Source organism: Dyadobacter sp. UC 10, assembly GCF_008369915.1.
Taxonomy (GTDB): domain Bacteria; phylum Bacteroidota; class Bacteroidia; order Cytophagales; family Spirosomataceae; genus Dyadobacter.
The window spans coordinates 6,302,575-6,321,579 of the sequence record NZ_VSRN01000001.1; the positions used below are offsets into that span (position 1 = coordinate 6,302,575).

Consider the following 19,005-nt stretch of genomic DNA (forward strand, 5'->3'; position numbering starts at 1 on the left):
TGCCCGTGACGAACAGGCAACCGTACATGCTCCTATTTAATGTGGACGAATTTGTGTGTGTGAACAGACCCGTCTATGTGCGTTATGTTAAGTATATAAATTCCTGATTCCAATCCAAATACATCTAGTGTTCCCGATTCTACCGGTCCCGAGCTGTAAACGCTGATACCGGAAAGGTTGTTGATCCGAAGCGCTTTAACCTGTTTCCAGCTGGTTACCTTCAGGTTGAGCACCGTCGTAACGGGGTTGGGGAATACGCTGCTTTCTAGCTTGCTGCCAAAACGTACGCTTCTGATGCTGCTGAATGCGAAAGTGCCATCGAGGTCCGTCATTCTCAACCGATAAAGATTAGCACCGTTAGCGCCGGTCTGCGGCTGCTGATCGGTAAATTCGTAGGTTTTTCGCTCTGTGCTCTCCCCTTCCGCCTTCACGCTTCCGATCGCATTCCAAACCTTGCCGTCCACGCTGCGCTGAACTTCGAATCTGTCGCTGTTGCTTTCCTCGCTGGTAACCCAGTTCAGTTCCACCACATTCTCACGCGCAACGGCCTCGAACGACACTAGTTTCACCGGAAGTGCACCTTCCCAGCGGATCGTGTAAGGCACAGGAGAAGATTGTTCACCGGCTTCGTCCAGGTAAGCGTACTCGAAAGTGACATTCGTGTAGCCAATACCGGTCAGTTTGATGGCCATTAATGCCGGGTCGTAAGCAGAGATAATCTGTCCTTGCGTCACGAGTGCGCCGTTGTAATACAGCTCGGCCGTGCCCGGCAATGCGGTGATCACCACCGTACGGTTCCTGCCCGAACCATTCAGCGAACCATCCTCCTGGTCAGTTCCGGTAAGTCCGCCTGGCGACGACGTTCCTGTTCCGGTACTATTATGCGTGCCGTCCAGAGGAATGGTTGCATTAGGCGCCGGCTGATCGATGCTGTATTCTTTCAAATCGGCTAAAGGGGGCTGCTGGATGCCGAAATTGGCATTGGTTACGTTCAGTCCCGCGACGGTTACGTTGGTCAGGATACCGTTCACCGCCTCGTCGCTGCCCACGCCCGGGCCCAGGTTTTCACCGGTATTGATCCACCCGGTAGGGAGGTTTGCCGTTGTAGAACCGGATGCATTCTGGTGTAGTACGATGCTGTAAGTACCCGCAGCGACAGCACCGAAATCATAGGTGCCGTCTGCTTCAACCGCTACGGTTTCCACCGCAGCACCGCTCGCGTTCACGAGCGTTACGTACAGCCCGGCTGGTAACGACTGCGCATTGCTGGCATTCACGGTCACATCTTTGAGGCCGTTACCGTCGTGGAACACATTACCCGACAGGGTTACAGGTGCCAGACATGACTCAGGCGCATTGATCGCCACATTTACCGTTTTTACCAACTGGCATTGACTAGCATTGTCGGTAACCGTTACCGTATACGCGCCTGCAGCGTTGGCAGTGAATGTAGGATTAGCCACAAATGCATTGGAAAGGCCTGTGGCAGGGCTCCACGCATACGAGTAATTGCCGGTGGATGTTACATTCAAAGGCAATGTACCTTCGGTTCCTGCGCAAAGTGCGAGGTCGCCGCCAGTAGCCGCAATGGTATTCGGGTTCACTACCACAATTACCTCTTTGTAGTTATTGCAACCGGTTGCTGTATTGGTTTGGGTTAAACGATAAGTACGGGTTGCCGTGCCTGTGATCGTCGTGACAGGGCTGTTAGGGCTTGCCACGCCAGTTACTGGCGTCCATTGCCATGTGCTTGCCACAGCCGGGTTCGCTACCGAAAGTGTGGTAGTACCGCCTTCGCAAATGGCTGTGCTTCCTGTGATATTGAAAGTCTCGGGAGTATTCACGGTCACTACAACCTGGTCGGTAGTCGTACAACCGTCAACAGTCACGCTAACGGTGTAAGTGGTAGTGGCCGTAGGTTTTACGGTTGGCTGGGCCACATCGGCCGCGCCAACGATTCCCGCTCCTGTCCACGCGTAAGTAGCTCCATCGATAGCCGGAGTTCCGATTACCGCCGACTCTCCGGGGCACACTGCTACGTCTGCACCTGCGTTGGCGGTCTGGGTAACGGTTATAGTGTCTTTGAATACACAACCGCTTGTCAGTGTAACCGTCACAATGTAGTCCACCTTGCCCGTGACAGTGGCGGTTGGGTTAGCTGCTGTCGCGTCGCTCAGGCCGGTAGCCGGAGCCCAGGCGTAAGTAGCACCCACGGGTGCGGCCGGGTTGCCTGCGGCGCCGTAACCGATTTCGATCGGTCCCGCCGGACAGATGGTCTTATCGGCCAGTTGCAGGCCCGATTCCCCGTTCACGGTGAGCGTTACCTCGTCGCTGATCGGCGTCACACAGCCCGGGAAGCTTACTTTTACCACGTAGGTAGTAGTCGCCGTCGGGTTCAGTACTGTCGGGCTCGCTACGGTGTTGCTGCTCAGGCCGGTTGCCGGCGTAAGGCCGTCGGCCATAAACCATTCGTATTGTGCGGAAGTATCTCCTCCGCGTCCAAGCGTTACCGGCTCTCCTGCGCACGTAGTGGCGCCTTCCCCTGCATATTCGCCTGCGGTGACCGTGTTACTGAGTACCACTTCGTCCGTGGCCGTACAGCCCGACAACGGGTCGGTGACTGTCAGGGTGAATGTTTGTGGAGTGGAAGAGGCAAATTGCACCTGCGGCTGCGCGTCGGTAGCGCCTGTTCCGTTCACCCAGGCCGCATTGGAGGGCTCCCATGCATATTGCCAGTTGGTACCGGCAGGCGCCGCAGTTCCCAACGTTGCCGTACCTCCGTTACAGATCGCACGATCGATACCCGCTGCTGCCACTGGCGTTGCCACATTCACGTTAACCGTGTCGCGAAGCTTACAGCCTGAAGCTGTTTCGGTAATGAGGACACGGAATTCAGTGGTTGCACTGACCGTCGCAGACGGGTTGGCAAGGGCCGCATTGTCCAGGCCGTCACTCGGCGTCCAGGCGTAAGTAAACCCATCTACCGGCGTGGTGCCGATCTGAACAGATGTACCCGCGCAAGTATATTTATCTTCCGCGATGAATACTGGCAACGACCATCCCGGCGGATTGATCACAATCGATTTAGCACAGCTAAAAGATGCATCGTACTTGCTGGTGATGGTTACCGTAATGGTCGCCTGCGCGGTAGAAGTAATGTTCACCGTCGCGGCGCGCGCATTATCCACCAGGTTGGCGGGGCTCCACGCGTAGTTGAAGTCGGACGTATTGCCGAGCGAAGTGCCCAGTTTCAAAACGGAGCCATCGAAAATTTTAGGGCAATCCTGAGCGGAAAGTGTCACGATTTCGAAATCACACGACCCAGGCCCGCTTGAGCATGGCTGTACTGACACATCGGCACTGCATTGCACGCCGTTCAGGCTCACGGTACGACGGAAAGTCGTAACGCCGGTATTGCTTTTGAGAAAGGCATTTTTACCGCCCTCCGAAGTTTGCAGCACCGCGCCGTCTCCCGAAACCACAGTCCAGGTGTAAACGGTACCAGGTGCATTGTCTTCGTCCATATGCTTGCTCCACATGGGACCGCAAACGGTTTCGTCCTGATCCGAAATGCGGGTATTGAGCACGGCAACTTTCACCTGGTCGGTAAATGTACAGCCGCTTTTCGTCGCAGTCACTGTGTAGTTAGCCACCCCTCCCGTTACGCCGGCGGTTCCTGCATTGAAAACGGGGTTGGCTACTTGTGGGTTAGCCAGATACTGGCCGGTAGTCCAGGTGTAGGCGAACGTGGCGTCGGCAGTACCGCCCAGGGTCACAGGGGTATTTTTGCAAATGGTTTTGTCCTCTCCTGCAAATGCTATCAGGCCTGCGGGTGCTGAAACAGGCGTTACGGTTACGTTGGAAGTGCTGGAACAGGTGGCACCACCCTTGCGCTCCACCGTTACTCTCAGACGGTATACGGTGGTAACGGTCGGATTGGCTATCGGCTGGGCACACGTGGTGCAGCTCAACGTAGTGAGTGGGTCACCCGAAACGCGTTCCCAGGCATAAGTTACCTTCTGGCTTGCGATTGCCGGAGTACCGATCTGCACGCCTCCTGATCCTTCACAGACAGACTTCGCAGCACCCGCAGCAGCTACGGCAGGTACGATCGTCACCTGGTCGATGTCCACGCACCCGGCCGCATCGGTCACCTGCAACGTGTAGGTGGTAGCCTGGGTCATGGCGGGGGTTGTCCAGGATGCGGTGCTGGCGCGCAATGTACCGTTGGAGGTGCTTCCTTCAAACCATTGATAGGTGAATGCTCCCGACCCGCCCGTAGCAGATCCGTTCAGGGGTACCGTGTTGGAGCCGTTGCCGCACACATACCATTGCGGACCATCCGCATTGGCAACCGGGGCCGCATTGGCGCCAATCACTACCTCGGCAACCTGCGACGAATCCAGCTGCACAGGCGCACAATCCTGGCCGTAGGTTTTGATCAAACGGCGGTAATAGGCGGTAGTTTGCGAAGCCTCGGGCTGCAAATCTTTGAAAACCTCACCCGGAATATCCTGCCACGGGCCGGTAGTCGCGCTGGCTTTCTGCCATTGGTAAGTAAGCTGGCTGCGAAACCCCGTCGGTGCAGTAATGCTCACCGCATTGCCCGTGATCATACCGGGGGTACCAAGTATACATACATTTTGTGTCATAGGCGCCAGGTTACTGGCCGAAACGGTCACATTGGCCGGCAATGCATTTTGGTTGAACTTGACGAGTATGCCGTCGTTGGCGCCACCGGCCATTGACTGGTGGCTTCCTGCTGTAGCGAGTGTGGTACTGGTAGTCGAAGAGCCCAGGAAGATACTGCCATCGCTGTCCATGGTGATGTTGGAAGACATCGGGAGCATTCCGTATTGGCCTCCTGTCATGGCAGGCCCATCACTTCCGGCCCCTCCGAAATACGTCCCCCACAACCGTTGTCCGGTAGCAATGCTGAATTTATTCAGAAATATATCTCCACCTGCGCTTGGTGTTACCTGATAGGCACAATCGCTGGCCAGCCCGCCTCCATTTGCGGTTGAAACACCCATGATCAGCAAATTGCCTTTCCCGTCCAATGCGCAGTCCATCGCTTTTGCTAGTAATGTACCGGTAGAAATCGCCCCCAGGTAAGTCCCGCTCAGGTAACGTCCCGTCAAATCGAAGCTGGCCCAGATGGCATCACGAGAGGCCGCCAGCGTCGTACGGAACGCGCCGGATGATGCGATCCCCGAGGCAGCATTTGAACTTCCTACCACATGGATACGACCATTGCTTTCATCTACTTTCAGACCGTTGATCGAACTATTGAAAAATCTGGCCCATATCCTGGCCCCGGTGCTACCGTTGAATTTACCGATATAGCCTAACTGGACCGCCGTTCCCTCACCAACACCTGCTGCAAAGGCTGCATCGTCGGTCGCGCTCGTACCTGAACCGGCCACATATACATTGCCCTGGCTATCCAGATCGAGTGCCAATCCTGCATTGGCCGCTTGTGTGAGGGCTCTGCCGGTAGATCCGGCGATGAAAGTTCCCCATTGCCGGACACCAACAGCATTGAACTTCACGAGATAGGAAGTGTTGGCACCACCATCAGTACGGAAAGCACCCGGGGTAGCGATATCCCCTGATTGAGCGGTCGGGACTGGAAATGTATTACCGTTACTTCCGCCAAGTGCATATAGATTGCCCTGCGCGTCTACTTTCAGGCATTCAAAAAAACCTCCGTGAAGGTTGTAGCCCGATCCCCCGTAATAAGAAGCCCATAACCTTTGGCCAGTGTTCGCATCAAACTGAGCAAGAAATGGAATTTCAACATTGCCGGTAAAATCGGCATCCGTACCAGCAATATAAGCCGTCTGATGAGCGCCCGGTGTGGCCAAGCCTTCGCTTTGGGATTCTCCACCGATGTAGACGTGTCCGTTCCGCACCGTTATCGCATAGGCCTGATCATGCTTGTCGCCGCCGTAATAAGTCGCCCACTGACGAACGCCTGCACTATTCAACTTCACAATAAAAAAATCGCCTTCGCCGGCCAACGTGCCCTGATAGGCACCACTGGAAGCGATGTTGTTTGTGCTCCTGGTGCCGCCTACCGCATAAACGTTCCCGCTTTCGTCGGTATCGATAGCCCTAATGAAATCAGCAGCAGACTCACCATAATACGTAGCCCATTCTAGATTCGGCGACGGGTCTATCACCAGTGTCTGGCGCTTGTCGTAGGCAGGCACCTGGAATGCAAACAGATCCTGACCCAATGCCTTGTACGACACGGTCAAAGGTTTCCGGCTCGCACCTACCCAGCTTGCAGGAATGTGCTCCTTCAACTGCCCGTTGATGGTCTCCATCACGATTTGATTCTGGCTAAGCGCCACTTTTTTGCTTCCGTGGTAGCGCAGCTGAATGCGTGCCGGATCGGCGCCGGGATGGACAATGAAATTATATTCTACGTTTTTGTCCGATTTGGGATCGGCGACGAATTCTAGGTCGATGCCCGGGTAAATGTCCGAATAAGTAATGCGCCCAAAATTGCGGATATTCCGGAATTCGCCGCGCTCTGTGATCACATTACTAAGTGCATTTCCAACCCTATCAGCCCTCAATGCGGCTGCCGGGTTAGCCCCCACCAGCTCGATGTCCACGCGGTGGAACTTACGCGAACCCACGCCCTTGCGCACATAGGTATCATAACTGAAACCGTTTTGACGCAGTTGCACATGCAATGGGCCGTTTTGTAGCAGGTATTTGACCCGGCCGTTGGCTTTGCCATCCTGGTCGACGAGCTGTCCTTTGTTTTCGACAAAGCCGGCCTGATAGCCGCCGGTGGATTTTAAAATGGAGGTTTTGGCGTCAACGGCTGTATTGCCCAGGCGCGGCGATCCCGGCGATGCCGGTTTTTGGGCGCAAACGGCAAAGAAGGTCCAGCCGCTGATGATCAGCGAAAGTAGTAGTCTTTTCTGCATGGAAGATTGAAATTAGATATAAACTATTTAAATGGTATTGCTATTGAAGGTTGGGTTTAAAGTTTGGCGTGTATGTATAGTGCTCTAAGAAAACCGAAAAGACGATATCCTATATACGTAAATGAATGAAGCGTTTACTTTGCAGCTTATTACTGTCATTAATTCAAGGCTCAAAACTAATTGTAATTTCGTCGTATTAGCTCTATGCAAGAAAAATAGACAGTAGAATAATTTCTATTAGTTTTTTACCTACTATGGCGTAAAGCTTGTAAACTCCCGAAATGATCTGTTGAGCCCAAATGCAATCGGGTAGCCAGTCACACTGTAATTCAGTCAGGTGCTTGTTCTACAATTTCATAATTAAAACCAGCCTATTTTAATCACCATACTTCCCCAGCAGGTTAAGTCGTGGTAGCTGCTGACAGCGAAAATATATTTTGCTCGATTCTCCTGATCATCGGTTGTTTTTTTTACATTACTCGATTTGTCACCTGCTTATTACTTAGTATCCGTAAAAGCATACCCACTCCCCCAGTCTGTACATATAGTGAATTACTCTGATAAGTACCCCATTAGATTGCTAATATTGGTTTTGTCACTGACCTTGTTTAGGACATTACCTGGTTTGGCGAATGAAGAGAAGGCTAATTACACCTTACGGCATTATACTAGCGAAAGTGGCCTGCCGCAAAATTCAGTGAGATCAATTGTTCAGGACCGTGACGGATTTCTTTGGTTGGCTACCGATCTTGGCCTAGTCAGATTTGATGGTCAGTCGTTTGTGACTTATGGCAAAAAGGAACTAGGAATACGCACAAATCAAATTATGTCCTTTGCTCCCGATCCCGAGGGTAGAAAAGATCGGATTTACGCCATGAGTGCCGACTGTGATCACATTAAAATTTCTGACGGCAGGCCAACACTCGATTACAACCTACTTGAATTTCGTTTCCCTGGTCAATTTAAAGCCAAAGAAGCAAGTAATGACTGGTTCTATTCGATTGGTTTGCCTGACCGATACCACGGGCAATGGCCCATTTCCCATTATCTGTTTTTGTTCCCGGATTCGAAAGGCACCTTCTATATGTGGCGTAAAGGTGGAAAAATCGATTTCTATCAAAGTTGGAGGAAACAAGGTACGTACGCAAGCTCTGGAATTTCGCCGTTCAGGATTTTTAGGCTGGGAGAAGACTTGTACCAAAACAACGAGCGCGGTAACATCGAACTTCTCACTATGGAGCGTAAGGTGACCCATCCACGCAAAGTCAAGTTAATTTCAGCGAAGCCCCCGGAACCCGTAGTTGACCAGACAAAACCTTATATAGTTTACACAGATGATTTATCAGGACAAACTTTCATTTCTCAGGATCAGAAACTCTACTTACTTTCTCAACGAACCAAAGGTGATCTCCAAACGACGCTTTTACTTGAAAATTTCGATTTTAAGAAGAATAGTATCGTCTCGATATTGTTTGATGAAAAGAATCGAAGGCTCTATCTAGGAGCTTCTAACAAAGGTTTTTTTGTTCTTGATTTTCATGCCTTCGAAACGGTGACAGTCGACAGCAAGGAACCTGATGCAAATGTATTTTACTCGCAAATTCCATTTTCTGACAGCACAGTTTTAACACCCTCATTGAAGGTGCTGGGTAAGGGGGCCACCGGAAAAACCATAAGATACGAAATGCCGAAATTGATTGATGGCATTCAAATGAACCGACTCAGCGTACTCATATCACGTTCCGGAGACATTTGGTATAGAAAAATGAACATGCTTTATTGTTTCGATGGTAAAAGCAAGAAGTTGAAAGGTCAATGGAATGCCGGCGGAGAAATTTCTCCGATATATGAAGATAGCGCAGGGCGAATCTGGGTTGGTACAAGATTCGATGGGCTGCAATACATAGATCCTACAGAAGCCGGAACGCCACTACATATTTTTACACGCAAAATTACCGGTATCAGCTACTTATTAGAGGAAAACTCGGACATTCTTTGGGTTGGCACTGGTACTGGGCTTTTCAAAATCAGCATTGCAAAAAAAACCTTCTCGTTGATAGCGAATACAAGCAGCTTATGCGTGACAAGTCTGTATGCACCACATAACGGGGAGCTGTGGTTTACAACATGTGAAAGCGGCTTTTTTTTGCTACAAAACGGCGTAATCACCCGGCTACCATTAGATAAAGATAAAATATTATCTCGTTCTCATTGTATCTTTGGCGACAAAAATGGCTTTTTGTGGATTACAACAAACCATGGCTTATTTCAAGTCTATCGCAAAGATTTGCTCGACTTCAGTGCTCATCATGACAGTAGCAGACTCTATTATCATCGCTATGCAAAGCAAGATGGTTTTCGTATCGACGAGTTCAACGGTGGCTGCCAACCCTGCGCAGTACAATTGGAGAACGGTTATGTGTCTTTGCCCTCTATCGACGGATTGGTTTTTTTCAACCCGGAGCTAGTACCCGTCGATACGCCGGATTCAAAGATCTTTATTGACCGTGTCGAAGCAGATTCCAAGAAAGTTCAATTCAGTGGTTCAAAAATTGAACTTAGCGATGCCAGCAATATACAGGTCTTCGTTTCATCTCCCTACCTTGGTAGCCGTCAAAATCAACAACTCTATTATTCGGTGTCCAGTGACAGGACAAATGAAACGAGCCCGATTTGGTATCCCTTAGAAAATCACCAGCAATCAATTCACTTAAATAACCTCGAGTCGGGAGTTTATACACTAAGGATCCGAAAAAATGCAGGGTTCGGCGCAAGCTCCGAAAGGTTGACGACATTAGCGATCATCATTCCTTATGCCTGGTATGAGGTATGGCCATTCCAAATACTGGCAGTACTTCTTTTGCTTACCGCTGTTTATTTCTATTTCAGGAATCGCCTTTCAAAAGCCGATAGATTGAACAATATCCTTGAATCACGTGTGGCAGAGAGAACTCATAATTTGCGGGTTACTCTGAGTGCACTGAAAGACTCAGAAGAGGAGCTTCTTAAACAAACGCGAGTGCAAACACATTTAATCGCTTCAATCAGCCATGACATCCGTAGTCCGCTGCGAGCAATCGAATACACCTCTGCAAGGCTATCTGGCCTCATAGACAGTGGTGAACATACGACGGCTAAAGCAGTGGGGTCGAGTGTGAATGACTCATCCAGAAAAATCCTTTCACTGCTAGAAGGTATTCTGATCTATGTAAGGTCTCAGGTTTCCAAGGGAGCAGTAACAATGGAAACATTTGGAGCCCGCGAATTGGTGGATGAAGTAGTCTGCCTATTCAAAGACGTATTTGTAGCTCAAAGGAATGAGTTTCAAAACAACGTCTCCGAGATGATTTTGATTAGGTCTAACAGACAATTGCTAAAGATTATCCTGCATAACCTGCTCGACAATGCAAACAAATTTACGTCAGAGGGATCTGTCAATGTAAGTGCGAAACAAGAGAGGGGAATTATAACAATTATAATTTCGGACACAGGCCCTGGACTCCCAAGTCACGTGCAGAACTGGCTCAACGGTGGCGATTCTGCATATCCTGAATCTACCGATAGCCTGTCAGAGTTTCACGGCATAGGGCTGGTAATTGTCAAAGAGCTAGCGGATATGTTGAGCCTTGAAATTGATGCTAAAATTAGTTCCGGAACCCAGTTCTTTATTAGAATCCCTTACGGAAGTTGAGAAAAAAGAGAGAACTTTGAGTCACTTTTGAAGGACTGATTGGGTAGCTGTGTTTCTCGAAGTTGTTTGGCATTGACCTTAAAACATAGCGGTCGCTGCCAGTCAGACATGGCACCAGCGAATTGAAATGCTTGTTTAAAGTCCACTTTGAGTGGATACCGATCATTACAGCCACACAGTAAAAGTGCTATTGCGATAAAAAAAATCATTTGGTTTTTCATATTCGATGAGTATGACGCTGGCAAGTATTTATATTTGTTTTCTCGTAGAGAGACATGGGATGCCATCTAATCGTTGTATCATCGTGTCGTCAATCGAAAGAACCTTAAAAAAGACCGACACTTATTTTTACCAATGGCAACAGACCCAAAAACTAACGCTTTGTCACATACGCGCACAGTTTAGGTAGTTACCTCGTGGTTATAGGTACTAAATAAAAGCCACCTCAATTTCGAGTGCTCAGGATATGGTGGCGAGCGCCACACGTATTACAACAGCGCCCCTTTCGGTTACTTAAAGTAGAATAATAGAGATATTATTCTAAATTTTATCACAGTATTTATTTTCGACTTATTTGGTCCCGATGACTAATCGGCGGGTATTGGTTTAGTGATATTCCTTCCGGTCATTAACATCTCGCGACTTGGTGTACAGCAGGGCTATATGACCTCTCAGCTACATTCATTACGGGGAGAAAATACTTTCAGACAACCCCGGTTTATCCAATATCTATGAATGCATTTACCCTGGTGCCCTACTGGATCAAAACAACCATGGTCGAACATGAAACTAGCGCCCAAGCCTTGTGGAGCTGTTCTTCGACTTTGAACCGCCGATCAGGACATTTTCCCGCTTCTTTACTCTTTTCAACAGCCGCAGATGAAGGACAGGGTTGGATTTTTTGAATAGCCGTCTGCTACGGCCTTCTTACTCCAACGTTTGCCCGGCTTCTCATGTCATAATTATGCCCTATAAGGATGATTTGATAATAAATTATTAATATATGTTGTTTGTTTGTAACCATTGCTATACGTCGCATACAACTACTGCAAGGCGCAAAACGATCAAAAAGTACATAAATACGACCGTGGCTGTTGCACAACTAGCGGAGATTTCTGGTGAGTGAATTTTTCAATACGTAGCTCCCCGGAATTTAGGAGATCAGCTCAAAGCGGTCAAAAGGCGTAGAGAATGTAGCACTATAGTGGCCTACGGCCTCTTTTGCGGCACTCTGCACCAGTTTTCTGTTGAATGTTTTGAGGTACTTTATAAGATTAAAGCATATGGCTGACATCAGCATGACCTTGTGGGCGGCAGCCTTTCCTAGAATATTGATTTTGCTTAACCCGTAATGATGAACCAGGCTTCCAAAGACCGGCTCTATTGTACTCTGTCGCAGTCGCTTCATCTGTTTGCCTCGCCTGCTGTGTTGCCTTTCATGAGCTCGATAGTAATAATCTTCAAAGGTTGTTGTGAGTATTCTTTTAAATAGGGACTTAGGGGTACAGGAATCTTTGAGAACGCAGGGAATGCAATCTTTTTTAGAAGCCCCGTAATTCTTTATAGGCAGTCCATCGGAAGTCCGGCCAAAGCCTTTAAATGGAATTTTCTTATTCATTGTGCAGATAAAAACATCCTCTTGCCTGTCGTAGGTGACCCATTCCCTTTCCAGTTTGTACTTTTCAAAAACAGGTATCCATGCTGTGATATTCCGTAGTTCCAAGTATTCATAATTGTAACCGTTGGAGTAACCGCCATCTGCTAGCAGCTCTGTCATGCACAATTCATTCACCTTTAGTCGGCTTTCGACCTTTTCAGTCATGGCTGGCAAATACTGACTATCTCTTCCATCCGCAAAATCTGCCTGTATATGGCTGATTACCCCTTGGCCTGTATCGACTGCCATACTACATTGATAGTTGAGTTTTCTTGCTTTGCCAGGCTTTACTGAAATCCGTGCATCTGGATCGTGGGAATTGTGTGTCTTATTGCTGAATAGCTGTGCTCTTTCATGCGCGGCACCACTGGCACTAACAGGATTCTCGCGAAGTTTTTCCTGGTGAGATTTCATGCGCCTGAGATAATGCGGCGGTGCAGTTATTAACCCGGCGGGCGAAGTTATGCCAGTGCTTGTCTGCTGCTGATTTTCAGCATTAACATGCTCAAAGTGGTTCTCGACAGATTGAAATGGCCTTTTCAACTCAAGACTTTCCATTGAGGCATTAGCTTTGATCGGAGCGGAATCTAGGGCCTGAGTATGTCCACTGACCATGCCTTTATCAACGGACATGCTGAAAACCTTATCGAACAGGCTTTCAAAAACCGAGGAAGGATATAGCTGCCTAGTCCTGCTAATAGTCGAATGCCACGGTAGTGACTCGTCAATATCGTAGCCTTAGAAGTATAGAATGTCCATCCTCATTGAGCAGTGTTCTATCAGGTGCCGGTCCGATGTGATGTTTTCCAGGTAACCTGTCAGCATCAATTTGAAGAATACCACCGGATCGATCGATGGGTTGCCGGTCTTGCCATACAGTTCGCTGGTGTCCCTGTATAGAAACTGCAGATCGATCGCTTCTCCAAGCCTCCGATAGAAATTTTCCTTTGGAATACGATCTGAAAGTCAGAAGCTGACAAACAGCTTTTCCGAGTAATTTTTCTTTTCTTGCATTCCTGAAGATACAAAATTTCACGTTGACAATGAAGTGTTTAATTTGATCTATTCAACTAAAATGATAGGAAAATCACTTAATAAGGAGGTGTATAATTTAATATCAAAGTGCGAATCTCTGGGGTTAACTGAAAAAGAATTGCGTCGAGGCACGGTCACTTCTTAATGCAATGAAGTTGGTTTGGCATTCGATACCATCCTAACACAAATGTATGAATACGACATTTTGATCGATTCGGAATTGTACCGTCAAATAGAAGCCATCGCCTACGGAATGTCATTGAACAGCGACGACTACGAATTTATGTTAAAACTGATACGGCCTGCGAAGTAGTCATCGCCATTACACCCAGACATAATATTCTAAGAGTTGTGCAACAGCCACGACCGTATAAATGTACACCAAAACGATAGCGGTTTTGTATTTGCCATATTGATCACCTAGTTCAAGGGTTAAGAAAAAAAGAAGTATTGTGAAACGCCACTAAAAATCAGGGCTCAACCTGTTTGAAAATATGTATGCACCAAATTTCTCAAGTGAGCTGCTAATAATTTATTTGAAAGACAATACTCCTGATAACCGGATCATAATTCCTCAATATGCTGCCTTAGCCTGTTAATATATGTCAATAGTAATTGTTTGTCCCGGTCTTCCACAGTATAGCTTTTAACCCTCAAACTGTTGGAAGAGATATCCACACGGTGCCGTGTTGCCAAATAGGGCGCAACTGTTTCGAAAATGGCGGAAAGCGACCGAGAAACAATTATTTGTGACTGATCTGCCGCTTTGAATAACAACGCTAACTGATCAACAGTAAGATTACACAGAATCTTATCAGAAGTCTTCCTTGAAAGCTTATTGGAGTTACTAGTGTCTACCCTTTTGTTAAAGACTGTATTCTTTGATTGATATTCAATTTCATAAATAAACCAGTTATTAACCGTCAGTCGGAGATCATCATATCGCAGATCATAAATCGCCTCTTTGAAAAACGGGATCTGGTTAAATGATTTTTGAAGGAATGCCAGTTGATGAAGCTTTTCCGATTGAGAATCAGCTTGTTTGAGTTGGCATATAAATTTAGACTCGAGGTATGTCACAAAGTTTGGCGAATTAAAATTTCTTTCAATCAACATAACTTCTAATTTGGAAAAACCACTTTCACGATCGTCGCCGTTCTGGCATTTTCCCAGAAGTTCAGTAATACTTTTCCAGTAGCTGACGCTTCGCAAAGTTATTTCGGGTCTGGTTTTATTGTAAAATATAGCATTGAATTCCTTAATCAATACGCTTGATAATAGCGGATCATCCCGAAGTATTAGGCAGTCTTCAAGCTTGTACAATTCGGGCATCCGGGTACTGAGATAATGCGCTTCCAGCCCTATATCCGGATCGATATCAGACCAATAACGATCTATCATAAACGTGCACAATCCCATAAGAGAGGAAAGAACGCATTCCAGTGCTGATTTAAAATGAGGTGATTCATCGGGAACACGTTTGACCCTCGAAGCCGCACATTGAGTCAAAACCAGTATCGCTTTGAGATACTGATTTACAACACTTCGCACATGACGCTTCTTATTTCCCTGAAATCGGAAGAGCTTTAGATACGAGGTTAAGCGTTTTTTTTCGTCAGCAGCTTTTTCAATTATGAATTGCGATTGATGCAAGTCTAATTTTGCAACATCGGTATTCTCAGGATCAAGATTGGAGACCATCTGGTCGAACCAATCAAGCACATATTCTTGCTCCATGATAAATCTCAGTTTGCTATCGCGATGTAAACACCATGCTTTGGTGATATGCAGAACTCAAAGATTTAAATGGGGCCAACAATACGAAAAAACTACTATTTTGACAGAAAAGCTCTACGCAAAAAGGCGTATTTAGGATACGCAAAACTACGTATCAGTTATAAAAACTGCGTAATTAGCCACTTTCCCAAATGTCCAACCGGTTCAGCAACTCGACTCGGTTAGACACATCTAGTTTCTCAAAAATGTTCTGGATATGCTTACTTACGGTGCGCTCAGAGATATAAAGCTCATCGGCAATTACCTTGTAAGTTTTACCAACCTTTATTAAGCGTACAATTTCTTTCTCCCTGGCTGTAAGACCCACTGTATTCAAATTGATCTCAAACCGCTGAGCAGGAGAAATCCCGGTCGACTCTACCTGCTTGATCATCTGATCAATCAAATCCAGTTTCGATAAGGAGACTGGCCCGTCGCCACCTGTTAGCTTACTTAGCCTGTCGTATTCTTGCCGACTTTCCTGAATAGACCTTCTGATAAACAATACCGTGATCACTATGAAGCCTAGGTTTGTCAATAAGGCCTCCGGGACCTGATGGATCCGAAAGAATGCAAAGAATGGAAGTGACGCCCAGGGTATCACAGCCATATACACGGCAGTTACTTCGAAAAACCTACGATCCTGGATGTCCTTTCGATATTTTGCCTGTATTGACCGCTGAATGGTATACAAAAGGACGAGCGCATACCCGGCGGGAATCACCATTCCGTAGTTGATTGCCGTGTCAATGTCACCTCCAAATATGAATTTACCAGGGAATATGACCGCAAACGGCAAAAGGATAAATAGCGGAACGCCGTATAAAGCATGCCATCGCAAACGGGTTAGATCAAATGCCTTGTAAAAGTAATATGGAAAATAAGCCCCCATCAAAAACCCCATCCCATAGGCTATCGCATATTGAACAACCATTGGAGGGCTGTCAACATTTGGATCAGGAAAGAATCCACTAGCGGTATTCTTCAAAATCAAAAAAAGCAACAATCCTACATAGTAGAGCCTGCGCCTGTCTCGTGGGTGGGACAGGTAAAAAATAACTTGATACACGAACATGATAAGCTCGAGTATGATGAATGCAAGAGTTAAAACATGCATCTCTGTACCCCCAATCCGCATTGCTATTGACCATTTCTGATAAAAAAAAGATTATATCCAAAGTTTAGCTGGTTGTACACATCTAATCCAAACTTGCTATACCAGGGGATATTTTTCATAGTGGAAGTCTCAAGATAAACCGGCCTTTTCATACGCTCTGCCTCCGATAACAGCTCGGACATTAATTTCCTGCCGATGCCGGTGTTTTGGTTTTCAGGATTCACTCCTATAAACCATAAATAGAAAATTTGAGATGATGGATAGTTACTGGAAATCTCTTTTTCCCGGCGAATAGCTTTACCAATATTACCCAAACCGATTGCGTTGAAAATGAGTTTAACTTCAAGCAGAGTTGACCGGAAGGTGGCCCTTTTCTTCTCGGGAAACGACACGAGGGCGCACCCTTTTTTATCCTCAGAAAGGTAGACCTTCCCAAAAAGCCTGCATGTCTCGAAGGAATAATCCATCAAAGCGCGGATCCGATTTAGCCTTCGATGGTCGTTTGGAATGAGGTAATTTACACTTTGATTGTCTTGAAAAGACTTGGTAAGGATGTCGACGATGATGCTTTTTTCTGATGGTGTCGCTTCTCTCATTATTGGAAAATTTGGTGAGACAAAATCCATTTTTCAAGAGGGGGCAGCACGAACATAGACAAAATTTTACGAAACACGTAAAGTAACAATTACAAATTTGTGCGAATAATTTACATTTTAGGCGCTATGGAAGGCATACTACGCTGATTATCAGGTAAATTTCTAAACCACTTTTAGGTACGCATGGCACTCATTCTGCCGTCCTATTGATCAATAAATGTCTCAAGTCCGGATCTTCCATTATTCTTTCCATTTCCGAGCTAACGATATTTTGAACATCAAGCTTGATCTGCAAGTAATTTTGCTGGACAATTTGCGTAGTGATTTGACGGAAAATCGGTAGCTCAGAGCGCTTTTTGTTTTCTTCTTGTATTCGCTTGTTGTCGACTGTAAACTGCGAGTGAAAGCCTTTCAAATCGATCCTTTGATCCGGATTGTCTGCTACAAATCCGACGAATTCACCAGAGCTCAATGACGAAATTGTAGATGGTGGGATTGCTGAATCGAGCTGCTGCGACTTGCTTACAGAAGTGTCCATTCTATTGATAGACAAACTCGTTCGTCCTTGCAGGATCTTTCCGAACCGATCAGACAATTGCTTGGCGGTTTCACCGCTAACCTGGCCACTAATTACATTTCCCGTAATGTTCATGATCACATCCGCATATTCCCTGCCATAGTCCTTTTTTAACTGGCTAAAATCTTGTATCCCAATAGTTGTTGCAACCCTGTTAGACCTTGCCGTGGCAATTAAAGTATCCATACTATTGAGATAAATAGTCGGAAACTCATCAAAAACAAGGCTACTTTTAAGCTTGCCTGGCTGGTTGACAAGCTTCACAAGCCGGGTGATGTATAGTGACAGGACTGCCCCGTATGTCTGGATTTTTTGTGGGTTATTTCCCATACAAAGAATCTTCGGCGCCATAGGATCATTGATGTCCAGTGTGAAATCATTGCCTGACAAAACATAATATAACTGTGGAGAGGCAAGTCGGGCAAGAGCTATTTTCGGAGATGCAATTTGACCTTCGAGCTGCTGCATAGCATCATTGAGATATGCTGTTACAAATGGATTTATAAATACCTCGATCTCCTTTTCAGCACGAAGAATTGTAAATAACTGATCATAATCCATCTGCATCAGCTCAATGACATGCGGGAGAGAACAAAACTCACCATCCTGATATTTCCGCAAAAACCAGATAATCGCAGTTATAAAGTTGATAGAAGACTCGACAAAAAAGTCGCCCTGCTTTTTGATCCACTCCCGATTCAGACCTAGTAAGATCGTACGGGCAGATTCTACCGCATCGGTGATATCAGTCATGCTTGCGCTGTCCAGGGGATTGCAACGATGGCTTCGTGAAAGATCATCGAAGTTGATGGTAAAGAACGCTGGTGGGATGCTGTCACCTGCCTTATATTCTAACCAGGCATTATATGCCAAAACTGATAAATCACTATACTTGAAATCATAAATAAACATCGAAAATCCCTTGTCGATATGCTGTGATATAATACGGCGAAAGACAAAATGCGTCTTACCAGAACCCGGAGATCCACATACCAGTAGGCCCCTAAACGGATTGATAATATTGATCCAACTGTGCCGGATTTTATTCCTGTACCGGTAACGTGCAGGGAGATTTATCGAATATTCGTTCCCGATGCAATCCTCAAATTGAGGGAAGGTTTCGTTCTCTTTATTAAAAATGTCAGTGCTCAATCGGGCGGTTATGATCTTTGAAAACTGGCTCCCACCAGAAAGGACAAGCAAAAAACCGATAGAACAAAACGTAATATACAGGGCTGCAACAAGTGTGACGGCAAGATTAAACAGTAAGACTGTTGAGCTGAGAAAATAGATCAGCATTCCCAGAAATAGCCGCATCACGCCGTGTCTGATTTCGATTTTCTCTTCCTTCTTCCCTTTGATCCCAATCAATGAAAGAACAAGAAATGCAAGTGCAATCAGCTTCGTTTTATTATGGAAGGAAAAGAGACCAGACTTGATGATTTTCCCCAGCACCCTGTCCGATATTTCAGAAGTTAAATGCCACTCAAAGAAGGCATCATAACAAAAATAATAACAATGCAAGGCCAGAACAAGTAGGCTGACCATCCTGGTCATGTCTGTAATTTTGCGCAGACTGATGTCGTTGTCCCCGGTATTTGAAGCCATA

The 19,005-nt window shown here is 46.7% G+C and carries 9 protein-coding genes; 2 read left to right on the forward strand and 7 right to left on the reverse strand.

From position 1 onward, the window contains the following. Positions 1-32: 32 nt before the first annotated feature. Positions 33-6,947: a DUF7948 domain-containing protein gene (locus tag FXO21_RS26015; RefSeq protein WP_149642827.1), complete on the reverse strand. Its 6,915-nt coding sequence runs from the start codon at positions 6,945-6,947 to the stop codon at positions 33-35. 592 nt (positions 6,948-7,539) lie between these two features. Here FXO21_RS26015 and FXO21_RS26020 point away from each other — a divergent pair. Then, entirely contained in the window at positions 7,540-10,638 is a 3,099-nt protein-coding gene (locus FXO21_RS26020) for a ligand-binding sensor domain-containing protein (RefSeq protein ID WP_192579328.1), read from the forward strand. A gap of 1,153 nt (positions 10,639-11,791) precedes the next feature. On the opposite strand, the gene FXO21_RS26025 is transcribed toward FXO21_RS26020, so the two are convergent. Together FXO21_RS26025 and FXO21_RS29255 are read right to left on the reverse strand one after the other, a co-directional pair. Then, the gene (locus FXO21_RS26025; protein ID WP_149642829.1) at positions 11,792-12,928 is read right to left on the reverse strand and encodes a transposase; all 1,137 of its coding nucleotides are present in this window, start codon (positions 12,926-12,928) and stop codon (positions 11,792-11,794) included. A 105-nt stretch (positions 12,929-13,033) separates the two neighbouring features. Continuing rightward, entirely contained in the window at positions 13,034-13,249 is a 216-nt protein-coding gene (locus FXO21_RS29255) for a transposase (RefSeq protein ID WP_409014845.1), read from the reverse strand. Positions 13,250-13,490: 241 nt separating this feature from the next. Here FXO21_RS29255 and FXO21_RS26035 point away from each other — a divergent pair, with 241 nt between their 5' ends. After that, positions 13,491-13,643, forward strand: coding sequence for a hypothetical protein (locus tag FXO21_RS26035; protein ID WP_149642831.1), 153 nt, complete (start codon positions 13,491-13,493; stop codon positions 13,641-13,643). Positions 13,644-13,894: 251 nt separating this feature from the next. On the opposite strand, the gene FXO21_RS26040 is transcribed toward FXO21_RS26035, so the two are convergent. The 4 genes from FXO21_RS26040 to mobC form a co-directional block, all read right to left on the reverse strand. Continuing rightward, positions 13,895-15,067, reverse strand: a complete 1,173-nt coding sequence (locus FXO21_RS26040; protein ID WP_149642832.1) for a hypothetical protein — start codon at positions 15,065-15,067, stop codon at positions 13,895-13,897. A gap of 175 nt (positions 15,068-15,242) precedes the next feature. Then, the gene (locus tag FXO21_RS26045) at positions 15,243-16,040 is read right to left on the reverse strand and encodes a helix-turn-helix transcriptional regulator (RefSeq protein WP_225865873.1); all 798 of its coding nucleotides are present in this window, start codon (positions 16,038-16,040) and stop codon (positions 15,243-15,245) included. A gap of 206 nt (positions 16,041-16,246) precedes the next feature. Continuing rightward, positions 16,247-16,849 carry a GNAT family N-acetyltransferase gene (locus FXO21_RS26050; RefSeq protein WP_225865874.1) on the reverse strand — a complete coding sequence of 201 codons (603 nt, stop codon included), beginning with the start codon at positions 16,847-16,849 and terminating at the stop codon, positions 16,247-16,249. 160 nt (positions 16,850-17,009) lie between these two features. Further along, positions 17,010-19,004 carry a conjugal transfer protein MobC gene (mobC, locus tag FXO21_RS26055; RefSeq protein WP_149642834.1) on the reverse strand — a complete coding sequence of 665 codons (1,995 nt, stop codon included), beginning with the start codon at positions 19,002-19,004 and terminating at the stop codon, positions 17,010-17,012. Between the last annotated feature and the right edge of the window lies 1 nt (position 19,005).

Coding starts and splice junctions, on each gene's coding strand:
- FXO21_RS26050 (WP_225865874.1), bottom strand. CDS start 16,849: ATGGATTTTGTCTCACCAAATTTTCCAATAATGAGAGAAGCGACACCA.
- FXO21_RS26015 (WP_149642827.1), bottom strand. CDS start 6,947: ATGCAGAAAAGACTACTACTTTCGCTGATCATCAGCGGCTGGACCTTC.
- mobC (WP_149642834.1), bottom strand. CDS start 19,004: ATGGCTTCAAATACCGGGGACAACGACATCAGTCTGCGCAAAATTACA.
- FXO21_RS26045 (WP_225865873.1), bottom strand. CDS start 16,040: ATGGTTGTTCAATATGCGATAGCCTATGGGATGGGGTTTTTGATGGGG.
- FXO21_RS26040 (WP_149642832.1), bottom strand. CDS start 15,067: ATGGAGCAAGAATATGTGCTTGATTGGTTCGACCAGATGGTCTCCAAT.
- FXO21_RS26025 (WP_149642829.1), bottom strand. CDS start 12,928: ATGTCCGTTGATAAAGGCATGGTCAGTGGACATACTCAGGCCCTAGAT.